Raw genomic sequence first — 22,461 nt, 5'->3', positions numbered from 1 at the left:
TGCCACTAAGGACTATGGCTTAGTTAGGCTTGCAAAACCAACAATGAGTTCTCTTTAAATTTTACTTATAATTAAATACCCATTATAACTAAATCAAACAAATGAAAAAAATAAAAATTACATTTTTTATGTTTGCTCTTGTGGGCATCCACTTTGTAAATGCGGCAACCTATTATGTTTCACCCAATGGCCTCAGTACCAACAAAGTAACCCAAGATAGCCCCTTGACTATTCAGCAAGCTGCCAATAAAACAAACGCTGGTGATATTGTGTACTTCCTTACTGGAACTTACAATTTTACCGGGCTGACAATCAATAGATCAGGAACACCTTCGGCTTACATTACTTATTCAGCTGCACCAGGTGCTTTGCCTGTTTTACAATGTCAGAATCCTTGTGAATTATGGAATGCCATAAATGTTCAAGCCAATTATATTAAAATTGAAGGGCTTGAGTTAATAGGCAATAATGCCAACATTACGCTTGCCCAAGGGGAGTCTAACTACAATGAAGCCGTTGCAGGAGGAACCGATTCGGCAAAATATGGCAGAACAAATACAAATGGTATATCAATTGGCAATAGTAATATAGTGCCTCACCATATTGAAGTCAGAAATTGTAAAGTACATGATTTTGCAGGTGGTGGTATATCTGCAATAAAAACTGATTTTATAACCCTTGAAAACAATAAAGTTTACAATACTTCATGGTATGCAATGTATGGAACTAGTGGCATTAGTATATTTCACAGCTCAAACAGTGTCGATTCATATTCTGATTTTTCAATGATTGTCCGCAACAATATTGTTTATAACAATAAAACTCTAGTAAAGTGGATTGATGTAAAAAAATATTCTGATGGAAATGGAATTATTATAGACGATAATATGAATACACAAATTAATGGTGCTCCCTATAAAGGCAGTTTTCTAGTTGAAAACAACTTAAGCTATTCTAACGGTGGAAATGGCGTTTACATTATGAGTTCCGAAAACGCTCTTTTTCGAAATAATACATCCTATTGGAATTCTACCGAAAAAGCCAAAGGTACTGGTGCTGGTGAATTGGTTTGCTACGATAGTAAAAATGTAACTTGGGTGAACAACATCGGTTGGGCAAATCCTTCCTACGGGTCTGTCTATGCAATAGTTGATGACGGTGCATGGGGAAATAATGCAAACATCACCTGGAAGAACAATCTCTCGTTCAATGGCACTGCGGGTCAATCATCTGTAAGAATTAACAAAACCACTACAACCAGCATTGATGCACCCAACATCTTAGGCGTAAATCCTTTATTCATCAGCCCAACAACTAACTTTAAGTTGCAAAACAGTAGCCCAGCAGCTAATGCAGGGACTTCATCTTATGGAGTTTCTTCACTTGATCTGGCCGGAGATACAAGAGTAAAAGGAGGAGTTATTGATATGGGTGCATATGAATCATCTGTAACAAATACTGTTACAATAACCGCAGCACCTGCACAAGTATATCAAAGCGATACTTATAATATAACGGTTAATTATGTCACTGCGGAAAATGGTAAAATTTGGATCGGTCTTTTTAGTCCTAATTGGGCAAATTATTACTCAAGTAATGAAGTATCTGTAAATGCTGGAAACGGTACGCTAACCATACCCATAACGCTGACCGATGTAGCTGTTGATACTGGTTTGCATTGGAATGCTTCTTTTCGAAACCTTAGCAATGTACAGAAAGCCCGCTGGGTACAGGATAACGTTACGGTACTGCCTAATTTAGTTACAAATCCATGTTTTAACTTAAATACCACTGGATGGAATACCCATCTGACCTCTCCTGCATCGGCCGGTATTGCCTCGGTTACCAGAACTGGCTATACAGATAAAGCAAGTAAAACTACAATTACTAATATGGGAAATGCCAGCTGGAACATACAATTGAAACAAACAATACCTCTTGTAGCTGGTACAACTTATACTGTAAAATTTAAGGCAAGCGCTGACGCAGCACGTACAATAGATTTAATGTTTCAACAAGGCGTGTTACCAAAAAATGTTTGGAAATCGCAATATGGAATCAACTTGACCACAACGCCACAAATATTTGGTCCATATACATTTAACTGTACAACAACCGATGTAACCAATGAGTTTAGATTTTTGTTAGGCAATAATACTTCAGCTGTTTATATTGACGATGTTGAAATTATAGCAACAACAACTTCACTAGCAAAAAAGCTAGCTAATACCAAAATTGAAAATAAAGAAGTAGCTGATGAGACGAAATTACTTGTTTACCCAAATCCCGTAACTAATGGTTCGGTTAATATTAATTTAGATAATAGTCAGGACAAGGTAGAAATAAGCATTATGGATTTACAGGGGAAAGAATTGTATCGAAAAACTTCGACAGGTTTAAATAATTTAAACATTAATACCTCAAATTTACTCAAATCAGGCATTTATATAATTAAAATTCAAGGCGCAACTATGAGCAAAACTCAGAAGCTGATAGTCAAATAATTGACTTCATCAGGTAAAAATTTGATAATCAAACTTTAAAAAAATAAAAACAATATTGAAAACTACCCTCAAGAGTTAGATCTCTTTGAGGGTATTTTTATGAATGAACTCAGCTATAATTAAATTCAAAGCTCTAAATTTCTAAAAATATTGTCGAAAAAGGCACTATCCCAAAAACGGTGCAAGTCAAAAACAACAATTCAACAATCCTCTTTTTCAACTTCATTTTTAAGGTAGGCAATTTGCTTTTTCACTCCTTTTAATTTCTTTATTTTTTCTTCTATTTGAGCTAATTTAGTATCCAAAATTTTCAATTTTTTTTTGCTTTTGTTATGTGGTTGCTGTACCATGCATCAATAAGTTCCTTTATTTCGGATAAAGTAAAACCTACAGATTTTGGGTCTTTTATTAATTTTAATTTAGTGATTACTTCTTCATCATAATAACCATAGTTATTACTTTTCACATTACTTTTTTTCTTGCAAGCAATTAAAGCCGATTTTCCATAAAAACGTATCGTCGCTATTGGAATTCCTATTTCCTTGGAAAGTTGACCAATTAATTTAATGCTCGTTAGTTTTTTATTAATTCAATAACTATAAACTATACTTCATACTTTACGGTTGCAAATTTAATAATTACTTTTGCTTAAATCAATTATCAGAGCAATAAAAATAAAAAAAACAATTTTAATAACTGGAGCTTCAACAGGAATTGGTAAGCTAACAGCCCCTTATTTCATGCGAAAAAGATGGAATGTTTCTGCCACAATGCGAAACGTTGAAAAAGGTCAGGATTTATTAAACCATCCTAATCTAAAAAATATTTGCATTAGATGTAATGGATGAAACAAGTATCAAAAAAGCAATTGACGAAAATATTGAAGCATTTGGCGACATTGATGTTTTTGTTTAATAATGCAGGTTATGCTTTAGTAGGTGCATTTGAGGCAATGACAAATGAACAAATTTAAAAAACAATTTGATACTAATGTTTTTGGAGTGATGAATGTAACCAGAGCTATTTTACCCTATTTTAGAGCTAAAAAAGGTGGAATTATTATCAACACCACTTCTATGGGTGAACTTATCACTTTGTACAATGTTTACCATGGCACAAAAATGGGCTCTTTAAGGTTTCATGGAAAGTTTAAAATTTGAATTAAAATGCTGCAGAATTTGTTTCGGTGCCACAATAACTTGTTTACGGATAGGGTCAAACCATTCTACTTCTTTAGTAACTTCTGCGCAGCATTCGTTTATGGAGTTGAAAAAGCAACTTTTAATATTGATTTTATCCTCTATATAACAATGTTTCATCTCAACAAAAAAAGGTTCGGTAAACATTAAGTTCTTATGAATGACTAACTCCTGATTTCCTTCCCTTAAGCCCAGATGCAAAGCATTAAGCCTCTCTTTTGAATATCCGTTAGCAAACAAAAAATGATACAGTAATCGAAGTGTGTATGAAATGTACGCCGTACTTTCCATTACCATAGCGTCATTTACATCCTCGCCGGTAACAATATAATTTTTGCAGGTCATTTTAAATTTAGTTAGGATTGTTTAAAAAAAAGAGGCCAGTTTATGATGAAACTGACCTCATAACATTAGCCATGTTTAATGATCTTCCAAATCAAAAAGAGATCTATTTAGCCAATTTAATGGGTACTCTTTATTTTCTAAATATTTAAGTCAAAGGACTATTTAACTAATAAGAAATTGTAGCTGACTTTTATTTTATCTGCCACTTTTTGCCTTACTACACCTGGGATTTCTATATCGAAATCTTCGGGTTTTACTTCAAATGAACCCAGAGCAATAACGCCGTTGGCAGCTTTTGAAATTTTTATGGTAACTGTTACAGGTTTTGTTTTTCCGTGTATGGTAAGATCTCCTTTTAAAGTAAAATTTTTGGCTGTATTTGTAATTTTAGAACTATCAAAATCGGCTATCTTGCCTTTTAAAGTTGCTTTTGAAAATTTTTCAGATTCCATGTAGTTTTCATTGAAATGTTCCTCCATCAGAGCAACCTTAAAGCGAAACCCTTCAATAAGGACCAAAGCAGCGAAATCTCCCGTGGATTGTTCTAAAACGGCAGATACACTTTTATTTTCGGCCGCAACTTCTTCATAAGAAGGCATAGAGGCCTGAAATCTTATACTGCCTGTTTTTGTGATTAATTTTTGTGCAAACGCATCTGTATTTGCAACAATAATCAGCAGTAATACAAAGAAATTAATAAGCGGTTTTTTCATAATAATTAATTTTCTTTTAGTCCGTCTGTATTCCATTTTACAATCAGGTCAATATTGGTCTGTGACATTCTTCCACCTTGTGGCATAAGTCCCTGCTGTCCATTTTGCAGCTGAATCCTGTTTAACAGATTCGCATTTTCAACAGCTGTTTTTACCTCAGCATAAGTAGTCAGAGGCCTGAAAGCTGCAGATCTTCCGGATTGGTGACAGGAGATACAATTGGCATCAATAATTGATTTTACGTTTTTAGTATAACTGATTGTGGTTACCGTAGGATCTGTACCTGGCGTTCCGGTTTCTGGTGGCGTTTGGATATCCTGAACAGTGTCAGAATCGCTGCAGCTCGTAAGGGCAGCCAGTAAAATTGTAAATGCTATTGCTTTTTTCATAATTTGTTGTTTATGGTTTTTAAAATACTCTGTATAAGTTAAATCCGAAAAAGAAATCTCCTTTGCCCCAGTCTCCTGCTGCATTTGTGAGGTAGCCGCTTTCACTCATAGATTGCGAATTCGTAAATATTAACTGGAATACATGTCCTCCGGTTTCTACGTCAAGACCTACTGATAATGGGTTGTTATAAAAAGTTGGTTTGTCAAAATTGTGTGCATACTCTAAATTGACAGATAATCTTTTCGTGATTTTATAACGACCTCCTCCTCCAAAAGAAAACTGATTATCTCTTTCTATATCAGGATTGTAAAGATTTTTGTGAATAAATGACGGTACTAATTCCAACGATAGTTTTTCACTGACTTTTCTGGACAGTAACAACTGTTGTACGTATGCGACACGGTGCTTAAATTCTAAACCCGGATATTGGTCTTTTTCCAAAAAGGTATTAATATCGGCTACACTATAGCCGACAATGTCCAGCGGAAAATTATTGTCTTGTCTCATCAGTCGGTATTTCACTCCGGTCTCATACATTTTGTTTAAGGTATGTCGGGAAAGGCTGACAGATAACCAGTCCGTAACGCCGTAAATACCGCCCAGTTTTGTAGTAGCGTTATCAAGACCAAAAAAGCTGTCAAAACCATCTTTTACAGTTCCAAAGCGGTGCGAGACCACAAAATAGAATTCCTTTTTTGCAGGCATTTTTGTGGTTTGTAAGGTGACCAGCTGTAAAGCTTTAAAAGTTGCTGTAGAATAGCTTTCCTCTACCTGAGTAGAATCAAGACTGTTCAGTAAGTCGTCTTGCGAATATGCCATCGTAGCCAGAAAAAGGCAGATTGGGACTAAAAATTTCTTCATAAATTAATTAATTGTTTTGTTTATTAATAGAGCACTGGTCAAATTTAACCTCCTGAAAGAGTTCGTCATAACCAATACATTTCCCTTTTACAGTTACTTTATTACCGATAAGTTTCTGTTTTATTTTTTGAGTAAACAGGCAGAAAACACTGTTTTCAAGGACAACTACAGAATCGGTTTCTTTGGTTACTTTTCCCGTTATTTCAATAGTTTTATTGAGGTATAATGAATCTGCTATTTTTGGATCGGATTCATAATCCTTAAGTAGTTTTGTCGCTGCTACATTAAAATCCGGCACTTCTGATTCTATATTGCGTGCTTCCTTAAAAAGAAAACCGTAATAAAAATAAATGCCGGCAGAAGTCACTAACAGCAAGGCTACAATTATAAATGCTATTCTTTTTCTTTTCATATTTTATTTTTTGATGGGTTTCAATACTAAAACAGCTTTGGTGCAGATTACCCTACCAAAGAATTGTTATTTTATAAAAAAAATAAAAGGGGAGACAAGGATTTTTTTGCAAAACTTGCACAAAGAGCATTGTTAAGAAATCCTAAGACTCACATTTGGAGTTGTTTGCAGCGAAAAAAACGTTGCAACTTCCTTGTATTATTTCATGTTAGTTCAATAGTGTATTTAAACTAACCTGAAATACTTTTAGATTATAAAACGAATCCAATAAATGGATTTGATTTTATATTGCAGCAGCTATATCTTTTACCGGTACAGGCCATACACCGGGGCTAGGGAAACTAATTCCTTTATTAGCGCCTCTTACGCCTGCATCCTGTCCAAAATAGTACAATGGCCAGCCGTTGTAAACCAGTTGTGATTTGCCAAATACAGTAATAACAGAAAATTTAGATTTATCAAGAATAGAGGGAACAACAATTTTATCGGTTTCATATATTGGCCAAACAGCATTGTTTGAAAAATCTGCTTTTGTGAAATTGTTCTTTTTGAAATTGTCATTCTTGAAAGCATACAGCGTTACTCCTTTAGCATCCGTAAAGTAAGTAGTCAAACCATCACCAACAGTATAATCTGACTTGTAGTTTTTTCCGTCATGGCCTAAAAGCTGACTTTTTACAAGCATAACAGAATAATCCGGTTTTGCTATAAACCAAACACCGCCAACTCCGTCTCCGGTTGTTTTACCTGCAGCTTCCGGTGTATTGGTGCCACCGTTACCATATGCATCGCCTTGAGAAACCGGTGCATAGTAATACAGCGGCCAGCCTTTATACGTTATTTGTTTTTTACCCGATGCAGTGGTTATAGTTGCAAAATCTGATAATGTTAATCCTGTGCCTAATTTATCAGCGGTTAAATTATCCACAGTAAAAGCCGGCCATAAGGCTTCACATCCTCCTGTGCAGGACGCCTGTCCGTTTGCATCAGTTGCGAAAAAATATAAAGATCTTCCATTTTTATCAGAAAGATAAGAACCTAATGTTGCACTTGTAGAAAGTGCAATTTCTGGTTTTACTTGAACAGGAGTAACATTGTTATTGTCATTGTCTTTATCATTACTACAGCTTACGAAAAATGTTGTTGCCGCAAGAGTGATCAAAGTAAATTTAATTTGTTTTAATTTCATGATTCTTTAATTTAATTTATATCGAAATGGGAAATAAGTTTTACCGATTTAGTAAAGTGTTTCGTTGTAATAACATTATATATCAGGAATTTTTGCGCATTTGCAATACGCATTTTGTCCCATATTTTTTAATTATTATTGTTACGAACTGTCATAAAAAATAGCCATATAGGCGATAAAGTATTTTATTAAAGTCATTTTTTATTCTTTTGGTAAGGTTCAATAGTAAAACAGTCTTGAAGCAGATTACCCTACCAAAGAATTGATTTTTTTTGTTAAAAAATGAAAAGAGAAATGATCTTTGTGTAAACGTTATCTAAACAAGGTTATAATGAGACTCTAAAACTCACATTGGGGGTTCTTTGCAATGAGAATGTTTCGACTTTTTCTATAGAATTTGTTAAAGAATTTATTCTGTAAGATTCGCTGATTGCATTTTTTCTATTTAGAATATTTAAGATCGAGATTCCTACTTTAAATTGAACTCCATTTGTAGTTTCCCACTTGTAAGTAGAGGAAAGGTTAATCTGAGAAAAAACTTTTAGGTTAGTTTCGTTGGGTTTTTTGTAAATGAGCACAGGATTTGAAGGATCAATCAGCGAGTCATCAAGAGACGTTTTTGGTCTGCCAGAAGACCATTTTACCCCTAAAGCGATTTTAAAATTGTTTTTTTCATAAATCCCTGCCCAAGATATTGTATGTGTTAACTCATAGTTGTTCGGAAAACTTGGGTACGAATAATTCGAAAAATGGTAATTATTCTTATTATACGTATAACTTAGCCAGGTCAGGAAATGATTTATTTTTTTCTGAACTAAAATCTCCGTTCCTAAAACTTCATAATCGCCAGTTGTTCGAACAAATTCCAACTGGTTTTGAAAACCCTGACTTGAGGTGGTAATTCCTGTTACTTTTTTATAAAAGTTTTCAATATCCACCAGCCAGTCATTCTTTGTATAGAATAAATTCAAGGATAGTTGTTTACTTCTCTGAATAGGGATTGTAGTGTTATTGGATATAATCCACCGTCTTTTTTCGATGCCGAAATAGTCTTTTTGCAAATCAATGATTTGTTGGGTATTTTGACTTTTTAGCTCTCCCAACATTTCTAAATTTAAACTTTTGCTAATGCCGTAGAGAAATTGTATACGAGGTTCAACAATATACTTCTTAAACTTTTCAATGTAATTAATTCGGGTTCCTGCTTTAAAATATATTCTGGAAAGTGTATCGTTATATTTCCCCTCCAAAATTAAGGCATGCGTTCTCAGCACCTCGCGATCTTTAACGTAGAAATCAGGATTACTTATTTGTTCCAAATTAGCAATACTTATTTCATTGAATTGATATCCCTCATTAAAACTCGATTTAGAATTGATGATATGAGAATTCTCTAAATTAATTCCGTTATTGTGAACTTTGTTTTCCTGAAGGACAATTTGATTTCCCATGGTAATTTGTTGGTTAGCTAAAAGTGCATAAGAAGAATTATATATGTTAATTTTAGTGGTATTCAAGCTATTCCAATTTCTTTTCCACAACAAATTTCCACCATAGTTTTGTTGGTGTAAAACATTGTTTGCCGTTTTGTTTATATTGTATACAGTAGCGCTTTGAAAAACTTCCAGATTATCCTTTATCGTTATTAAGTCTAATACCAGTTGGTCTTTACGTCCTATTTTTTGAATATATTTAAGAGTAGCATCGTGGAAACCAAATTTTTTATCACTTTGATAATTAACATTATGGTTAAATGAAAAATCGGTAATGGTAGTATTTTGAAACACTTTGTTAAAGTATTGTTTATATGTTGGAGTTTCGACAAAATCAGTAATGGATTTACGTGCCGAAATTTCGATAGAACCCTTTTTCGAAATATTATATTGTGCGTATACATCAGCATTAATCATATTGATTCCGGCGCTAAAAGAATTTTTCTCCGTTGTATCAGCGGTAGACGAAATAGCTACTACACTCGATACACTTTCTCCAAAAAAGGCAGAACTCCCGTTTTTATAAATAGAAATAGTATGGGCCAAATTAGGATTAAAGACCGATATTAAACCGAAAAAATGCCCAGTCTGAAACATTCGTATTCCATTCCACAAAAACAAATTTTGGTCGTGTGTACCACCGCGTACATTAATGCTTGCTACACTTTCATCAAGACTGTTTACACCTGGTATTTGCTGCATTGCTTGTAAAGCATCAGGTTCTATAAGTCCAGGCAGGATACCAAATTTCTTGGGCTTAATTTCAAATGATCCATCTTTATTTTTGGCAATTCCCGACGCCAGAATAGCATTGGCTTTAATTTCTTCAAGTTCCGTAATTTCAGGTTCTAAGGTTATTTCGAGACAATTTTTAGAATTATAATTATCGGCTACAATTCTTTTGGAAATAAATCCGATGTGACTGATTAAAAAGATAGCCGCATCTTCTTTTTCGAATTTAAAATACCCGTGTGAATCTGTTTGAATCTGGGTTTTATTAAGGAAAGTAATATTTGCGTTTTCAATAGTTTGCTTATCCGTAGCAGAAAAAACATATCCACATATCATCTTGGACGGATTATCTTTTTTATAGATATTAATGAATTTATTTCCAATATTTTCAAAAGACAAATTGGTTTTTCTGGCTAGATATTGCAACTTTTGATCTAACGAAAGTGCTTTTTTTGGCGGATTTAACTGCACTGCAAAAATAATATTCTCGGTGTAATTAAAACTAACATTGTGCTGATGTTCAATATTGTTTATGATTTTTTTTAAAGGCACAACTTTCCCGTTGTCCTGAGCAAAAAAGCTCAGCACATGAAAAAATAAAAAAAATGAAAAATAAAATCGTTTGCGGAATAACATTTATTTTTCGTCAAAAATTATTTTGTTCTTTGAAACTTTTTTTGCTTCTAAATTATAAGTTGTACTAATAATTTGTAAAGCTACATCCAGGTCTTTAGCAGGCAATTTTCCGGTAAACAAAGAGGTTGTGTCATTCGCTTTTAATTCGATCTTAATATTATATTGTCTTTCAACTTCATCTAATAAAGTTCTGATATTTTCCTGATTAAAACATATTTGACCATCTATCCATTCTGGTTTTGATGACTTTATTATGATTTTAACCTGTTTTCCGTTTTCAAAACTAACGCCTTGTCCGTGCGTTAACAAAATTTGACTGTTTGAATAATTTACCTTTACGCGTCCTTTATAACAAACAACATCAAACCTGTTTTTTCTGGCTTTAACATTGAACTGAGTTCCCAAAACCGATACTTTTCCAAGACTGGTCTGCACTTCAAAACGTTTTCCTTTGGCTACCCTGAAATAAGCTTCTCCTTTTAGTTCAAGACGCCTGTTATTTTCCCAGTTCCATTTTTTATACTTTATTTCAGAACCGGAATTCAGCATTACTTCAGAATTATCAGGTAAAGCAAAAGTTGTTTTTTCTCCAAAATCTGCCGTTTGTGTCTGCTGTACAAATTTTTTCGATGCAAAGGTAATTCCAAGCGTTAAAACAAAGACAGCGGCGGCTCTAAACATCCAGTTTTTGTATAAAGGAATCACTTTTGGAACCTCTTTTTTCTGCTTAAGAATGTTTGATAACATAGTATTTTCATCAAAAGCTTCTACTGCTAAATGGTCTGTATAATTTTTTATTTTCTGGTATTTTTCGAAATCGGGAGTTGCTTTAAATTCAACCAATTCATCCTCAGACAAATCATTGTTGAGCCATTTTGCTAATAAACGATCTTTTTTCATAATGCTGGATTATATCATTAAAACAATTGGAACTACTTTTCCCCTACTTTTATAGATCAATTTCTTTACGTAAGCTTACTAAAGCTAAGTGAATTCGCTTTTCTACTGCTTTTACACTAATATCTAATTCTAAAGCAATCTCACTGTATTTTTTTGCGTCAATACGATGCATCAAAAAGGCAATACGCTGTTTTTCGTTTAAGTTTTCGATAGCTTTCAAAAGTTTGAACTGAAATTGTTTTTCCTCCAAAATATATTCCGGATTTTCATTTGTTTTATGTAGCCATGTGAAGTTTTTTTCGTATCTCAAAACGACTTTCTGATGTGCGATTTCGTTGAGACAACTATTATTGGCGATAGTATAAATATATGATTTTGCTTTTTCTATGGATACAGAAGAACAATTTTGCCAAAGTTTCAGAAATGCTTCTTGTGCTAAATCTTCAGCCTGACCCATATTGCCAAATTTGTAAAAAAGAAAATTCCGAAGCGCTTTTACATGACTTTTAAAAAAAGACGAGAAAATTATTTCGTCGCAAGTGTTTGATTGATTTTTATTTGGCATGGAAATTTTTCGAATTGTACGTTGTAAAAATATTTATTTTTATCTTAAGTACGGCAAAAGTAAAACTGATTGTTCTATATAAATAATGAATGTTGTTTTACATTGAATATTATGTCCCAAAAAAACAAAGGCAACATCGTAGTATTATGATTACCATCAAAAAATTTGCATATTCAAACAATACTTTTGTAAATATGAAAATTATTTCAACTTTTTCTTTTTTTCTTTTTTCTTTTGGATCTCGAGGAGCCAAACTTTCCCATATATATCACCCCGTACTAATTGTATCATCAATTCAGGATACACAATGTATGCAAATAATTTTAATATAAAAGGTAAATTATGAATAATATAACCCCATCGATAAACCAAAAACGAACGCTTAAACTCTACAACTCAGAGGGACATCCTATATGTCTCTTAAAAAAAGTAATTCAACTGTACTTTAAAGGCTTTGAGTTGTTTGACTCTTTGAGCGAAGTGTTAACCATATTTAATAATTTTGGAGAACTTATTATTCCTGCAGATCATCCCGCAAACTTAAGTTAATAATACTTATTATGTGGATAAAGGGACATTTATTACACACCCATACCTCCGGACATCAAAATAACTTGATGAAACAGGATCATACTAAGTTTTTAGTAACCGGCAATGTTTATCGCAAAGACACCATAGACGTACCCCATTATCCTATTTTTCAACAGATGGCAGGGGTAAAACTCCTGCCTGAGGGCGCAGATGCGCTCGCAGATTTGCAAAAAACGCTTGAGATCCTTATGTTATATCTGTTTCTTGACACGGAAGATCGCTCTATTGACGATTACTTTCCGCAGCCATCCATACAGGCAGAGATAAAACAAAACGATGACTGGATAGAAGTATTAGGTGCCACGGTAGGTCCAGCTATACTGAAAAACTGTAAGATTACAAGAAACTTACTGGGCATTTGGATTGAGTATTGACCGTTTGCTTATTAATTACTGTACAATTCCTGATATAAGGGTATTTATGAACCGATGATAAACGTTTTCATGAACAGTTATGTAATAGCTTGCCAACCTTTAAAGAACCACTAAGGTATGTAGGATTAACATAATAACTTTTGTTAGACTGCAAGGGAAACAGGCAATAATCTTATTGAAAATTTAGAAATATATTAAGGAAACAAGAATATCAGGAAGAAATATTAATCTCAAAATATAACTTGTTACCATTTTGCAACAATAAAAATAGTAGTAACCCCATGGAATGAGGTAATCAAAATGTACTGACTGCCTCACCAAAGAAAGAAATGATCTTATATTGCAATGCATCAATTCTTAAAACATTGAAAACTGTCAGGTATTAAAAACTAATCAAAAAAATGTACCATATAAAAAAACATCAGCCAAAAATAATATATTGACTGATGCCTTTAATTCTATTATAAAACTATTTCAATTTCTGAATTGCAAAAACAGATTGGTCAGTATCCCCACTTAATAATTTTCCTAATTTAGCGGACACAACATATACTTCACCATTTGGCAACAATGCAGCAGTTGTAGGAAACTCATCTTTTCCAATTGACATTTCGTTAACCTTGCTGGCAGTTTTCCAATGATCATTACTGGTGAAAGTGTATGCTTTTCCGTCGCCTTTTACCGCATCTCCTACTAGAACAAGTTTGCCGTCTTTGGTAAATTCTAAACCATCAGGTGCTTTAAAAGAAATGCCAACAACTTCACTAATTTGTGTTGGGTTTGCTATGTTGACTTTAAATAGTTTTTCACTATCGGTCTTGCACACTAACAGATAACCGTCCGGATGAAACAAGATGCCGTTTAATCCAAAAGTACCTGGAGCTGGTCTAAACAATTCATTTTCGGCAAAAATACTTGCTTTATAATACTTGTCTAATTTATAAATCACTGGTGAAAAGGAATCAGTTATGTAAATATTTCCATTTTCATCTACAGCAATATCATTGGCTACGGCACCTCCGTTAGGTGTCAAAAATTTTAAATCTACACAACGGATTAAAATACCTGTCCTTAAATCATAAATTTCCGCATAAGCATTTTTACCAGCACTTGCGCCTTTTGGTAAACTTTTTTTAGAAATTCCAATATCTCCACCTACAACAATCAAACGATTTCTAATTTCGTCAGTAAAAACTCCAGCAATGGCAGTTATTTTGCTTTGGCTTATCAAACTAGACAATTTTCCATCTAAGGATAGTGTAAAAACTTCTCCCTTATATAATGAACCTATAATAAATCGGTTGTTATTGTAGTCATAATCAATGCCTTCTGGATAAAGACTTGGGCTATTTAAGGTATATTTATCTTGAATAACGCTTTTTTCGATACTATTATATTTAAACTTATAAATGTAATAAGGTGCTTTTCCTTCATCTTTTCCTCCCGTGAAAGCAGGTGTTGTATTGAGTTGGTTGGTACAAATGTACATCCACTCTTTATTTATGGCTAAATTATCAGGCCATTGTAAACGCTTGTCTTGTAGAATATTTGATAAGTTTCCGTTTGTGTCTAATTTACTAACAGCATGCTCTGTTGTATTGGTAAAATAGTGATTTCCTTTATCATCGGTTAGTGCACCATCACTTATGGGTTTTCTGCCCGCTGTTTTAATATTGTCAGCGATAGTTTTGTCATCAGCATTATTTCTAAAAAATTTTGTACTTATTTCATACCAACTTGTACCATTCATTGCCCCGTAATAAAGCGTTTGCTTATCATTTGAAATAGTTATTGGGTCTATGGCAACTCGTGCAGGGCCTCCATTAAAATTAATAAGTTTTTCATCAATAATCATATCCTTGTCTTCCGCTTGTAATGAGGGATGATTTCCGAATCTTCTAGCCTCTTTAGTTTTAATATTCAAGGCTATAATTGCAGGGTTTATGATATCTGCCATATAAACCCATCCATTAACTTCATCAACGGCAAGATCCTGAACGAAGCTGCCTTTTGACGCAACCGATTCTGATAATTCAATTGAAGAGATTAGGAGATTTTTCTTAGTGTCGAAGCGAAATAATCTCGTTTTGCCTAATGTTAATCCCATATCAAGAACTAATAAATTGCCGTTTTTATCTACTGCAATTCCAAGTGGTGCGTCAAATGTTTTTTCCGATGCAGGTTTTCCATTTTTTTGGAATCCGTCATTAGGATAGGGTTTGAATTTGTTTTTCCCGGTTATTTCAACTAACTGTAATTCACTACTTCCCAAAGGGTGGATGGTTGCAAATATTCTACCTTCTTTGGTAACAGCAATATTTGCAGGTCTCACAGGTAATTCAGCTACTATTTGAAGTTCTGTATTGGATTTTTGCGCATTTATAAAATGCGTTTGTATAAAAAATACGGCTATAATCAAGATGTTTTTTTTCATTTTTTTATGTTAAAATGTATTGTTTTGTATGTATTAATGGTTCTGAAAGTACTTCCTTTGTTTTTGTTATAAAATTTTTTGAAGTGAGCAGTTACAACAATTTTATTTACGTTTGCGAGCTGATTCGTTTTTGAAGATCTAGATATTCACCACCACTTTTCCCACGGTATGACTTGTTGCTAATTGTAAATGTGCACTAGCCATTTCATCAAAAGTAAATTCTTTGGAAATATGGGATTTGATAATTCCTTGTTCCATCAAATCAGCAATGGTTTTCATATCCTCGCCCGATGATTGTACAAGAATGGATTTAATTTCAATACTTTTATTTTTAGCAGCATCCAAAATTTCTTGTGGTACTGCTCCTAAAATATAAATGATTTTCCCTCCTGATTTTGTGACGGTTACCGAACGAGTATTGATTTCATTCGAAACGGTATTTAGTACCAAATCAACATCCGAAACAACTTCTTCAAAGTTTACTTTTGAGTAATCAATATGTTGGTCGGCACCATTTTGCAACACAAATTCTTTATTTTTTCAGAAGAAGTTCCAATCACGTAAGCTCCAAAATGTTTGGCAATTTGAATGGCATAATGTCCAACACCACCAGAAGCACCGTGAATTAAAACCTTGTTGTCTTTTTTAATATTTCCATTTGTTACCAATGCTTGCCAAGCAGTGAGCACCGCAAGTGTTGCAGCTGCCGCTTCTTGATGTGAAATATTTGCAGGTTTCAATGTTAAATGGGAAGAGGGCACTGCAACATATTCGGCATAAGCACTTCCGTTGCCAGGAAAATTCGCCATTCCAAATACAGCATCATCGATTTTGAAATCACTCACATTTTTACCAACTTCTTGAATGATTCCGGACAAGTCCCAGCCCAATATTACAGGTCGTTGTTCTCCGAAAAGCCAATTCAAGGTTCCTTCGTTTTCCCTTGCCTTGTAATCTACCGGATTAACACTTACTGAAGTTACTTTCACTAAAACTTCATTTTCCTTAATAGATGGTTTAGATACATGTACATAATTAAAATTATCTACACTTCCGCTATTGTTTAAAATAATTGCTTTCATTTTTTTTATATAATTGAATGACAAATGTATATTATAGCTATCTTTACCACAAGTATGCACATTTAAGTAATCTATGCACCAAAACAATACTATTACTGATTATCAATGATTTAAAAATTAAAATAAATGAAAAATAATTTTGAGAACACTTGTGAAGATTATGTTTGCTCCGTAGATTTTGCTTTTAAACGCATTGGCGGAAAATATAAAGGCAGGATTTTATGGCATTTGGGTGAGAGTAAAATATTAAGATATGGAGAGCTTCGCAGAATAATAGCCGATGCCACACCAAAAATGCTTACCCAAACGTTGAGAGAGTTGGAAGATGATGAATTGGTATCGAGAAAAGTGTATCACGAAGTACCACCAAAAGTAGAATATTCTTTAACTGACATTGGTCAAGAATTAATCCCTTTTATAACTCATCTAAAACTTTGGGGTGACAAACAAGTGGAAAAAAAGGTAAAGGTTTTATTGAATGAATGAATGATGTCAATTTTAAGTTGAAGGTGGCCAATTAGCAAAACAATTATTATGCATTTGTTATTTAGTTTTGGTTTATTTCTTTATTACGATAAAGAATTATCAATCATACGTTTCATTTGTTTGAAAAATATGTAAATTCAATATACTTTCATAGTGGGATGCCCACAGATTTTACGAACAAAAAAACTTCTTCAATTTTTTATTTGAGCAAGTTATCTAATTCAGAAATATAGTTTTGAAAATAATGTAATCCTGTTTAAAAAAATAGATAACTTTAATGTTTTATCGAAAGCCAAAGTTCAAATAGCTTGGCTTTCGATAAAGATTTACTTATTGCTTGTTTATTACTATTTCATTGCAAAAAGAACCAAACAAACAATAAAAATTCCCAATAAATGATAGCTTCCGCTGATCAAACCATAAAAAATTGGTTTTGGAATGTTGGGATTAATGGCAATGTTTACGGTGTTGGCAACTAAATATCCAATACCAACAACTAATGCTAATTCAATTGTAGATTGGTAGGAATCAATTTTTAAAACATACATTAATATTGCAGTCGTAATTGTAATAAAGAGTGAGCAAATTGCTGGACCAATAATGAAAATAGGTGCAGGTTTTTGTTCTGGTTCATTTTCTTTTCCTAACGAAATAAGGTATTGCTTTTTGAAAAGCAAAGTAAACCACAATGCTCCGAGTATAAAATAAGCTACAAAAGCGATTGCTATACTAATCCAGTTTAAATTTGCTAGTTGACCGATCATAATTATATTTTTTATAGTTGTTTGTCGTTATTGACTTTACAAAGATAAAATAGGCAAATGACAGCCTTATGTCAGGGGTCAAAAAATAATTAATAATATTTATCGAAGTATTCCTGAAGGGTTAATTTGTGTGGTGCAAATTTCTCTGAAAGAATTTCCAATTTTGTTATTCTGTCCAAACGAAAGTACCGAAAATCTTTGCGTAAACGACACCAAGCAACCAATAACCAATTTTCCTGTGTGCTTAATAATGCAAATGGTTCAATCAGTCTGCTTGAAGTTTTGTTTTCTTCGTTGGTGTAATCTATTTTTGTAACGAAAAAATTTGTTAGTGCATTTTGAAACTGTGATAAATTATTGCTGTTTCTCTCTCCATTTATGTTTTGTTCAAAACGAGTTCTATCGGCAAGTAAGTTTACTTTGTCTTTTTCTGTTTGTCTTAATACTGCCTTTATTTTGTCAATCGCTTCTGAATAATCTTTGATGAAAGAGGCGTCTTTGTTTTTCAAAACCAATTGTTCGGCAAGAATTAATGCGTTTGCTTGGCTTTCGGTAAACATTATAGGTGGAATTTTGTACCCTTCCATCAAAGAATACCCTTTCCCTTCTTCTGTCAAAATGGGAACTCCTGCTTGTTCCAGCGCTCTAATATCCCGATAAATTGTCCGGACACTAACACCAAATTTTTCGGAAAGTGTTGTTGATGTAATAAGACGTTTCGTTTGCAATTGTGTCAAAATTGCCGTTAGCCTAGAAAGACGTTTAGTATCGTTTTCGTTCATCTATTTTTTCTAACTGTTGATGTTTGTAGGGCGCTTCTAACATTGCATTAAATGGATGTTAATAATGTTTTTTTTCTGAGAATTTATTCGGCTTGCTTTATTAATTGAATGTCAAAATGAAGTTTAACGTCCTCTCCGACTACAAGATTTCCTGCATCGTTCAGCAAATGAAAAGTTAATCCAAAATCTTTTCGATTAATTTTTCCTGAAATCTCAAAACCTGCTCGAATGTCGTTAAAGCGTCCTGTACCAATACCAGTATGTTCGGCTTCCATTTTTATATTTTTTGTAGTTTCCAATATTGTCAAATCACCCTCAATAAATTTATTGCCATTTTGATTTCGGAAGTAGCCTACAAATTTAATTTTTGGATATTTTTCGCTGTCTAAAAACAGTGGTGATTTCAAATGTCCATCTCTATCTGAGTTGTTGGTATCAATACTATTCGTGTCCACTTCAAATTGGATTTCCGCATCAGTAAAATCTTCATTTTCTGTTTGGAATGTTCCATTAAATGTTTTGAAAATGCCAGAAACATTGGATATTGCTAAATGTTTTACCTTGAATTGGATTTCGGAATGTCCCTGATCAACCGCCCATTTTGAATTTCTAATTGCTGTCATCGCTTTAATATTTATTTTGTTATAAGCAAAAGTATAAATTCAAAATAGACTATTATTTATCAAATGGTAAATAATTACTTTTGATTTCTAATTCTACTCAAAGATTGCTGTGTGATGCCAACATATTTTGCAATTTCTCCAAGGCTTATTCTTTGGACAATTAAATCATTATCAATCATAAATTGATTGTATCTGTTAGTGGCATTTTCTTCAAGCATTTCTCGAATTCTTTTTGTCATTTTTAAAGTTGCAACAGAAACTAATTTCCTAAAAAACGTTTCTATACTGTGATGCTTTTTACAAAGTTCTTCTAATTTTTTTTGAGACACTAATGTTACGGTGGTTGTTTCTAATGCAATTATAGCAAAATTTGAAGCTGTTTGTGTTAAGTAACTTTCAAAAGCGGTGAACATAAGATTTTCAGAAAAAAAACGAACTATAAATTCTTTATCATCTTTAGTAGAAAACATTTTTACTAGACCGCTATTTACAAAATAGAAGTGTTTACAAACCATGCCACTTTTAAGGATAAAATCACCTTTTTGAAATGTTTTGGTTTTCAAAGTTTGAACTAATTCTAATGAAGCAAGTTCATTAAGTTCAGAAAATTGGTTGCAAAATTGTTGAAAGTCTGTCATATTTTTAAGTTACAGGCAATGTTACCGAAAAATACTCAAAATCAAAAACTAATCTGTAATAATTACAATCTTTCTTTTGTACCGAAATTGCGAAATATGTGGTAAATTCATGTTTATCTTTCGTAGGAAATTTTATCTCAGCATAGCTTTCAATATTAGGTTTTTTTATTTAGGATTTTTTTATAGAATAATCATGATTTTTTATATATGTTAAATTTAATGTACTGTGACGCTCGTTTGTAATCTCAGGTTAATTTCCTGCCCTTGATTTTTCATCAGTAGCTGAGCTTAGATGACTGGTGGATTTGAGACTTTTGCTTCCGAAATTGTAGGTGAATACAAATCTTATTAGGCGGGTATCATTCTTTTGGTAACCATGAATATGACTTCCCTTTGTTTCGAGTGTTAAATCTGTTTTTCTTTCATTGAAAATGTCATTCACAGAAATCTTTAAATTGGCTCTGTCAGACCAAAAGGAATGACTGACTCCGGCATCAATACTCGAGAAAGGACGCAAATGATAAAGACCATAGACGAACTGAGACTGATACCTTGCGTTAATTTCTAATTTATAATTGTTACTGATACGAAAATTCTGTGTCGATTTAATATTGTAAGACAGATTTTTATTTTCCTGATTTACACCACTTGAACCATTTAAATTGTAATTATTATACGTTAAATAGCCATTAATATTACCGCTCCACCAATTGGCTAAACTATAGGAATAGTTTGTACTAATTGTATAACGCTCAAGAGAATTTAAGTTAATAAACGTTACAGAAGAAATCTTAGAAATTGTATCTGTAACTACAGTTTCTGTACTCACATTCGTTGTATGAGCATAACTCAAGCCAACATCAAATCGACTGTAGCTGTAATTCAGTTCTATATTATTAGTGTATTGAGGCTTCAGAAATGGATTTCCAAGCTGACGGGTATATGGATCTATATAGTATGCAAATGGATTCAGGCTTTGATAATTCGGTCTCTCAATCCTACGGCTTAAATTAAGACTGATTTTATTTTTTGCATTTAACGATTGTAAGACAAACAGATTAGGGAAGAAGTCTAAATATTTCTGTGTAATCGATGGCTCATTGCTATTGAGTAAAGTTCCCTTAGAAGTGGTATGTTCAGAACGGAGTCCAAGCTGAATAGTTGTTTGTTTCCTTTTTTTTGTCAGGTTAATATAGCTCGCCTGTATTCTTTCCTTGTAAATAAATTGATTACTTAATTGCGGATTGAAAACATAATCTACATCATCAGAACTTGTTAGCACCTCAAGGGTGTTGTCTGTTTTTACTTCACTAATTTTTATCCCTGTCTCTATTTTGACAGTTTTAAAATCCGGGGAAATATAATCTGCTTTTCCTGCATGTACCACTATTGCAGCCGATGTATTCTGCCGTAAATAATAGGGCGATTGCTGTTGCCTATTGCCTTCGGAATTATCATATAAAGTACTTAAAAGAGCATCACCATTATTTTTGTATTTTATATAATCCAGGTCAATACTCAACGCTTGTCCGATTGTGTCCAGACGAAATCGGTCATTCAGATTAATTCCAACATTATTCAACGTTCGGTTATCGTCAGATACTGAAATCTGTTTAGTCAAATTTTTATTCAGTGGATCAATTATGGTGGCGATCCCTTTATTTGCAATGTTTTTATCATTAAAATATCCATTGATGACAATGCCTAATGTATTATTTTTCCCTGTTTCGTAGTCCGCTCCTATCCTGTAAGAATTATTAATTGCTACATCCTTTATGCTACTTTTCTGTGAATAAATAGTTTTAAACCCTGAACTGTCTATTATTCTGTCGGATGACAGGTTTATGAATTTCTTGTCATTGATTCTGCTTATGTTAGCAAAACTGTTTAAATTACCTGTTTTTGCATTTAAGGAAAGACTCGCATTGTCTGATACATAATGTCCATGTCCAACTCCTAAAATCAGACTGCCATTAAATCCGTTTTCTTTATTTTTTTTAAGTCTGATATTGATAATACCCGAATTTCCGCTTGCATCGTATTTCGATGACGGATTAGTCATGATTTCTATTGCCTGAATTGTATTACCGTTTGTGGAGCGCAACATACCCGCCAATTGGCTGTTCGAAAGATAACTCAGTTTATCGTTTATCATCACAGTAACTCCCGCCTTACCATTTAAACTGATATTACCATCTCTGTCAACCGAAACACCCGGTGCTCTTTCCAAAATATCAATTGCATTATTACCCGCAGCCAAAACACTGCCGGCAACGTTTATGACCATTCGGTTGTCTTTTCTTTCAATAGTTGGCTTACTTGTCGTAACTACAACCTCTTTTAAATTTTCGGATGACTCTTCAATAGTGATCGTATCCACGACAACTTGTGTTAGTGCGTAAAGAAAAGGAAGACTGGTTTTTGTATTAAAACCGATAGCTTCAACACTAACAATATATTCTCCGGCTTTAAGGGGCATAAATTTATAAATGCCGTTAGCATCACTAAACGCTGTTTCCATCAAAGCCGAGTCTTTGGCATTTATTAATGAAACCGTTGCGTAATTAAGAGGTTTTCCTTCTTTTGTCAATACAGCACCACTAACCGAAAGATCTTGCGCTTTTACACTACTTACTGATATAAGTATAAAAAAAACAACCAGCTCCAATACGTATTTTGAATTAGTAATAGTGGAGCAGAACAACCATATTTTCGGATTTGTTTTAAAGTTTCTCATATTTAATTTTT

Annotated in this window: 23 protein-coding genes; 5 read left to right on the top strand and 18 right to left on the bottom strand. The window is 33.3% G+C overall.

The window, feature by feature from the left end; all coding sequences use genetic code 11:
* The first annotated feature begins 140 nt into the window (after positions 1 to 140).
* Positions 141 to 2,504: a T9SS type A sorting domain-containing protein gene (locus EV142_RS05220; RefSeq protein ID WP_158286293.1), complete on the top strand. Its 2,364-nt coding sequence runs from the start codon at positions 141 to 143 to the stop codon at positions 2,502 to 2,504.
* A gap of 310 nt (positions 2,505 to 2,814) precedes the next feature.
* Here the strand turns inward: EV142_RS05220 and EV142_RS24320 are convergent, their stop codons facing one another.
* Positions 2,815 to 3,021, bottom strand: coding sequence for a MerR family transcriptional regulator (locus EV142_RS24320; protein WP_238160939.1), 207 nt, complete (start codon positions 3,019 to 3,021; stop codon positions 2,815 to 2,817).
* A 223-nt stretch (positions 3,022 to 3,244) separates the two neighbouring features.
* Between EV142_RS24320 and EV142_RS24645 the strand changes: the two genes are divergently transcribed.
* Positions 3,245 to 3,352, top strand: a complete 108-nt coding sequence (locus EV142_RS24645) for a hypothetical protein (RefSeq protein ID WP_238160940.1) — start codon at positions 3,245 to 3,247, stop codon at positions 3,350 to 3,352.
* A 111-nt stretch (positions 3,353 to 3,463) separates the two neighbouring features.
* The gene (locus EV142_RS24640; RefSeq protein WP_202866506.1) at positions 3,464 to 3,664 is read left to right on the top strand and encodes an SDR family NAD(P)-dependent oxidoreductase; all 201 of its coding nucleotides are present in this window, start codon (positions 3,464 to 3,466) and stop codon (positions 3,662 to 3,664) included.
* Here EV142_RS24640 and EV142_RS05205 read toward each other — a convergent pair.
* From EV142_RS05205 to EV142_RS05165, 9 genes are all read right to left on the bottom strand, one after another.
* Positions 3,635 to 4,048: a hypothetical protein gene (locus tag EV142_RS05205; protein ID WP_127340779.1), complete on the bottom strand. Its 414-nt coding sequence runs from the start codon at positions 4,046 to 4,048 to the stop codon at positions 3,635 to 3,637. The genes EV142_RS24640 and EV142_RS05205 overlap by 30 nt on opposite strands.
* A gap of 158 nt (positions 4,049 to 4,206) precedes the next feature.
* Positions 4,207 to 4,761 (bottom strand): YceI family protein, encoded by a 555-nt coding sequence (locus EV142_RS05200; protein ID WP_238160935.1) that lies wholly within the window; start codon positions 4,759 to 4,761, stop codon positions 4,207 to 4,209.
* Positions 4,762 to 4,766: 5 nt separating this feature from the next.
* Positions 4,767 to 5,150 carry a c-type cytochrome gene (locus EV142_RS05195; RefSeq protein ID WP_127340781.1) on the bottom strand — a complete coding sequence of 128 codons (384 nt, stop codon included), beginning with the start codon at positions 5,148 to 5,150 and terminating at the stop codon, positions 4,767 to 4,769.
* Positions 5,151 to 5,169: 19 nt separating this feature from the next.
* On the bottom strand, positions 5,170 to 6,012 hold the full coding sequence (locus tag EV142_RS05190; RefSeq protein ID WP_127340782.1) for a DUF5777 family beta-barrel protein: 843 nt from the start codon (positions 6,010 to 6,012) through the stop codon (positions 5,170 to 5,172).
* Between the two features lie 7 nt (positions 6,013 to 6,019).
* Entirely contained in the window at positions 6,020 to 6,424 is a 405-nt protein-coding gene (locus EV142_RS05185) for an OB-fold protein (protein ID WP_127340783.1), read from the bottom strand.
* Positions 6,425 to 6,707: 283 nt separating this feature from the next.
* Complete coding sequence (locus tag EV142_RS05180) at positions 6,708 to 7,613, bottom strand: COG4315 family predicted lipoprotein (protein WP_127340784.1); 906 nt, start codon at positions 7,611 to 7,613, stop codon at positions 6,708 to 6,710.
* Between the two features lie 326 nt (positions 7,614 to 7,939).
* Positions 7,940 to 10,390, bottom strand: coding sequence for a TonB-dependent receptor (locus EV142_RS05175; RefSeq protein ID WP_238160936.1), 2,451 nt, complete (start codon positions 10,388 to 10,390; stop codon positions 7,940 to 7,942).
* A gap of 84 nt (positions 10,391 to 10,474) precedes the next feature.
* Positions 10,475 to 11,374: a FecR family protein gene (locus tag EV142_RS05170; RefSeq protein WP_127340786.1), complete on the bottom strand. Its 900-nt coding sequence runs from the start codon at positions 11,372 to 11,374 to the stop codon at positions 10,475 to 10,477.
* Between the two features lie 49 nt (positions 11,375 to 11,423).
* A complete protein-coding gene (locus tag EV142_RS05165; RefSeq protein WP_127340787.1) occupies positions 11,424 to 11,939 on the bottom strand; it encodes an RNA polymerase sigma factor in 516 nt (171 codons plus the stop codon).
* 560 nt (positions 11,940 to 12,499) lie between these two features.
* On the opposite strand from EV142_RS05165, the gene EV142_RS05160 reads away from it, so the two are divergent.
* On the top strand, positions 12,500 to 12,904 hold the full coding sequence (locus tag EV142_RS05160) for a tRNA ligase subunit PheS family protein (RefSeq protein ID WP_127340788.1): 405 nt from the start codon (positions 12,500 to 12,502) through the stop codon (positions 12,902 to 12,904).
* A 469-nt stretch (positions 12,905 to 13,373) separates the two neighbouring features.
* On the opposite strand, the gene EV142_RS05155 is transcribed toward EV142_RS05160, so the two are convergent.
* From EV142_RS05155 to EV142_RS24580, 3 genes are all read right to left on the bottom strand, one after another.
* On the bottom strand, positions 13,374 to 15,338 hold the full coding sequence (locus tag EV142_RS05155; protein ID WP_127340789.1) for an L-dopachrome tautomerase-related protein: 1,965 nt from the start codon (positions 15,336 to 15,338) through the stop codon (positions 13,374 to 13,376).
* Positions 15,339 to 15,476: 138 nt separating this feature from the next.
* Positions 15,477 to 15,860 (bottom strand): zinc-binding dehydrogenase, encoded by a 384-nt coding sequence (locus EV142_RS24585; protein WP_306462542.1) that lies wholly within the window; start codon positions 15,858 to 15,860, stop codon positions 15,477 to 15,479.
* The gene (locus EV142_RS24580; RefSeq protein ID WP_306462541.1) at positions 15,818 to 16,420 is read right to left on the bottom strand and encodes an NADP-dependent oxidoreductase; all 603 of its coding nucleotides are present in this window, start codon (positions 16,418 to 16,420) and stop codon (positions 15,818 to 15,820) included. Before EV142_RS24580 ends, EV142_RS24585 begins: the two co-directional genes overlap by 43 nt.
* Before the next feature lie 126 nt (positions 16,421 to 16,546).
* On the opposite strand from EV142_RS24580, the gene EV142_RS05145 reads away from it, so the two are divergent.
* Positions 16,547 to 16,906 (top strand): winged helix-turn-helix transcriptional regulator, encoded by a 360-nt coding sequence (locus EV142_RS05145; RefSeq protein ID WP_127340791.1) that lies wholly within the window; start codon positions 16,547 to 16,549, stop codon positions 16,904 to 16,906.
* 347 nt (positions 16,907 to 17,253) lie between these two features.
* Here the strand turns inward: EV142_RS05145 and EV142_RS05140 are convergent, their stop codons facing one another.
* From EV142_RS05140 to EV142_RS05120, 5 genes are all read right to left on the bottom strand, one after another.
* Positions 17,254 to 17,670, bottom strand: a complete 417-nt coding sequence (locus EV142_RS05140; RefSeq protein ID WP_127340792.1) for a DUF1761 domain-containing protein — start codon at positions 17,668 to 17,670, stop codon at positions 17,254 to 17,256.
* 89 nt (positions 17,671 to 17,759) lie between these two features.
* Entirely contained in the window at positions 17,760 to 18,452 is a 693-nt protein-coding gene (locus EV142_RS05135; protein ID WP_127340793.1) for a helix-turn-helix transcriptional regulator, read from the bottom strand.
* 83 nt (positions 18,453 to 18,535) lie between these two features.
* Positions 18,536 to 19,075, bottom strand: a complete 540-nt coding sequence (locus EV142_RS05130; RefSeq protein WP_127340794.1) for a YceI family protein — start codon at positions 19,073 to 19,075, stop codon at positions 18,536 to 18,538.
* 74 nt (positions 19,076 to 19,149) lie between these two features.
* Positions 19,150 to 19,713, bottom strand: a complete 564-nt coding sequence (locus EV142_RS05125) for a Crp/Fnr family transcriptional regulator (protein ID WP_127340795.1) — start codon at positions 19,711 to 19,713, stop codon at positions 19,150 to 19,152.
* A 250-nt stretch (positions 19,714 to 19,963) separates the two neighbouring features.
* A complete protein-coding gene (locus tag EV142_RS05120) occupies positions 19,964 to 22,450 on the bottom strand; it encodes an outer membrane beta-barrel family protein (protein ID WP_127340796.1) in 2,487 nt (828 codons plus the stop codon).
* Positions 22,451 to 22,461: the final 11 nt, after the last annotated feature.

This window comes from Flavobacterium circumlabens, assembly GCF_004345565.1.
Taxonomy (GTDB): Bacteria; Bacteroidota; Bacteroidia; order Flavobacteriales; family Flavobacteriaceae; genus Flavobacterium; species Flavobacterium circumlabens.
Note: the sequence above shows the minus strand (reverse complement) of the source record. Positions and strands in the feature narration are given on the sequence as shown.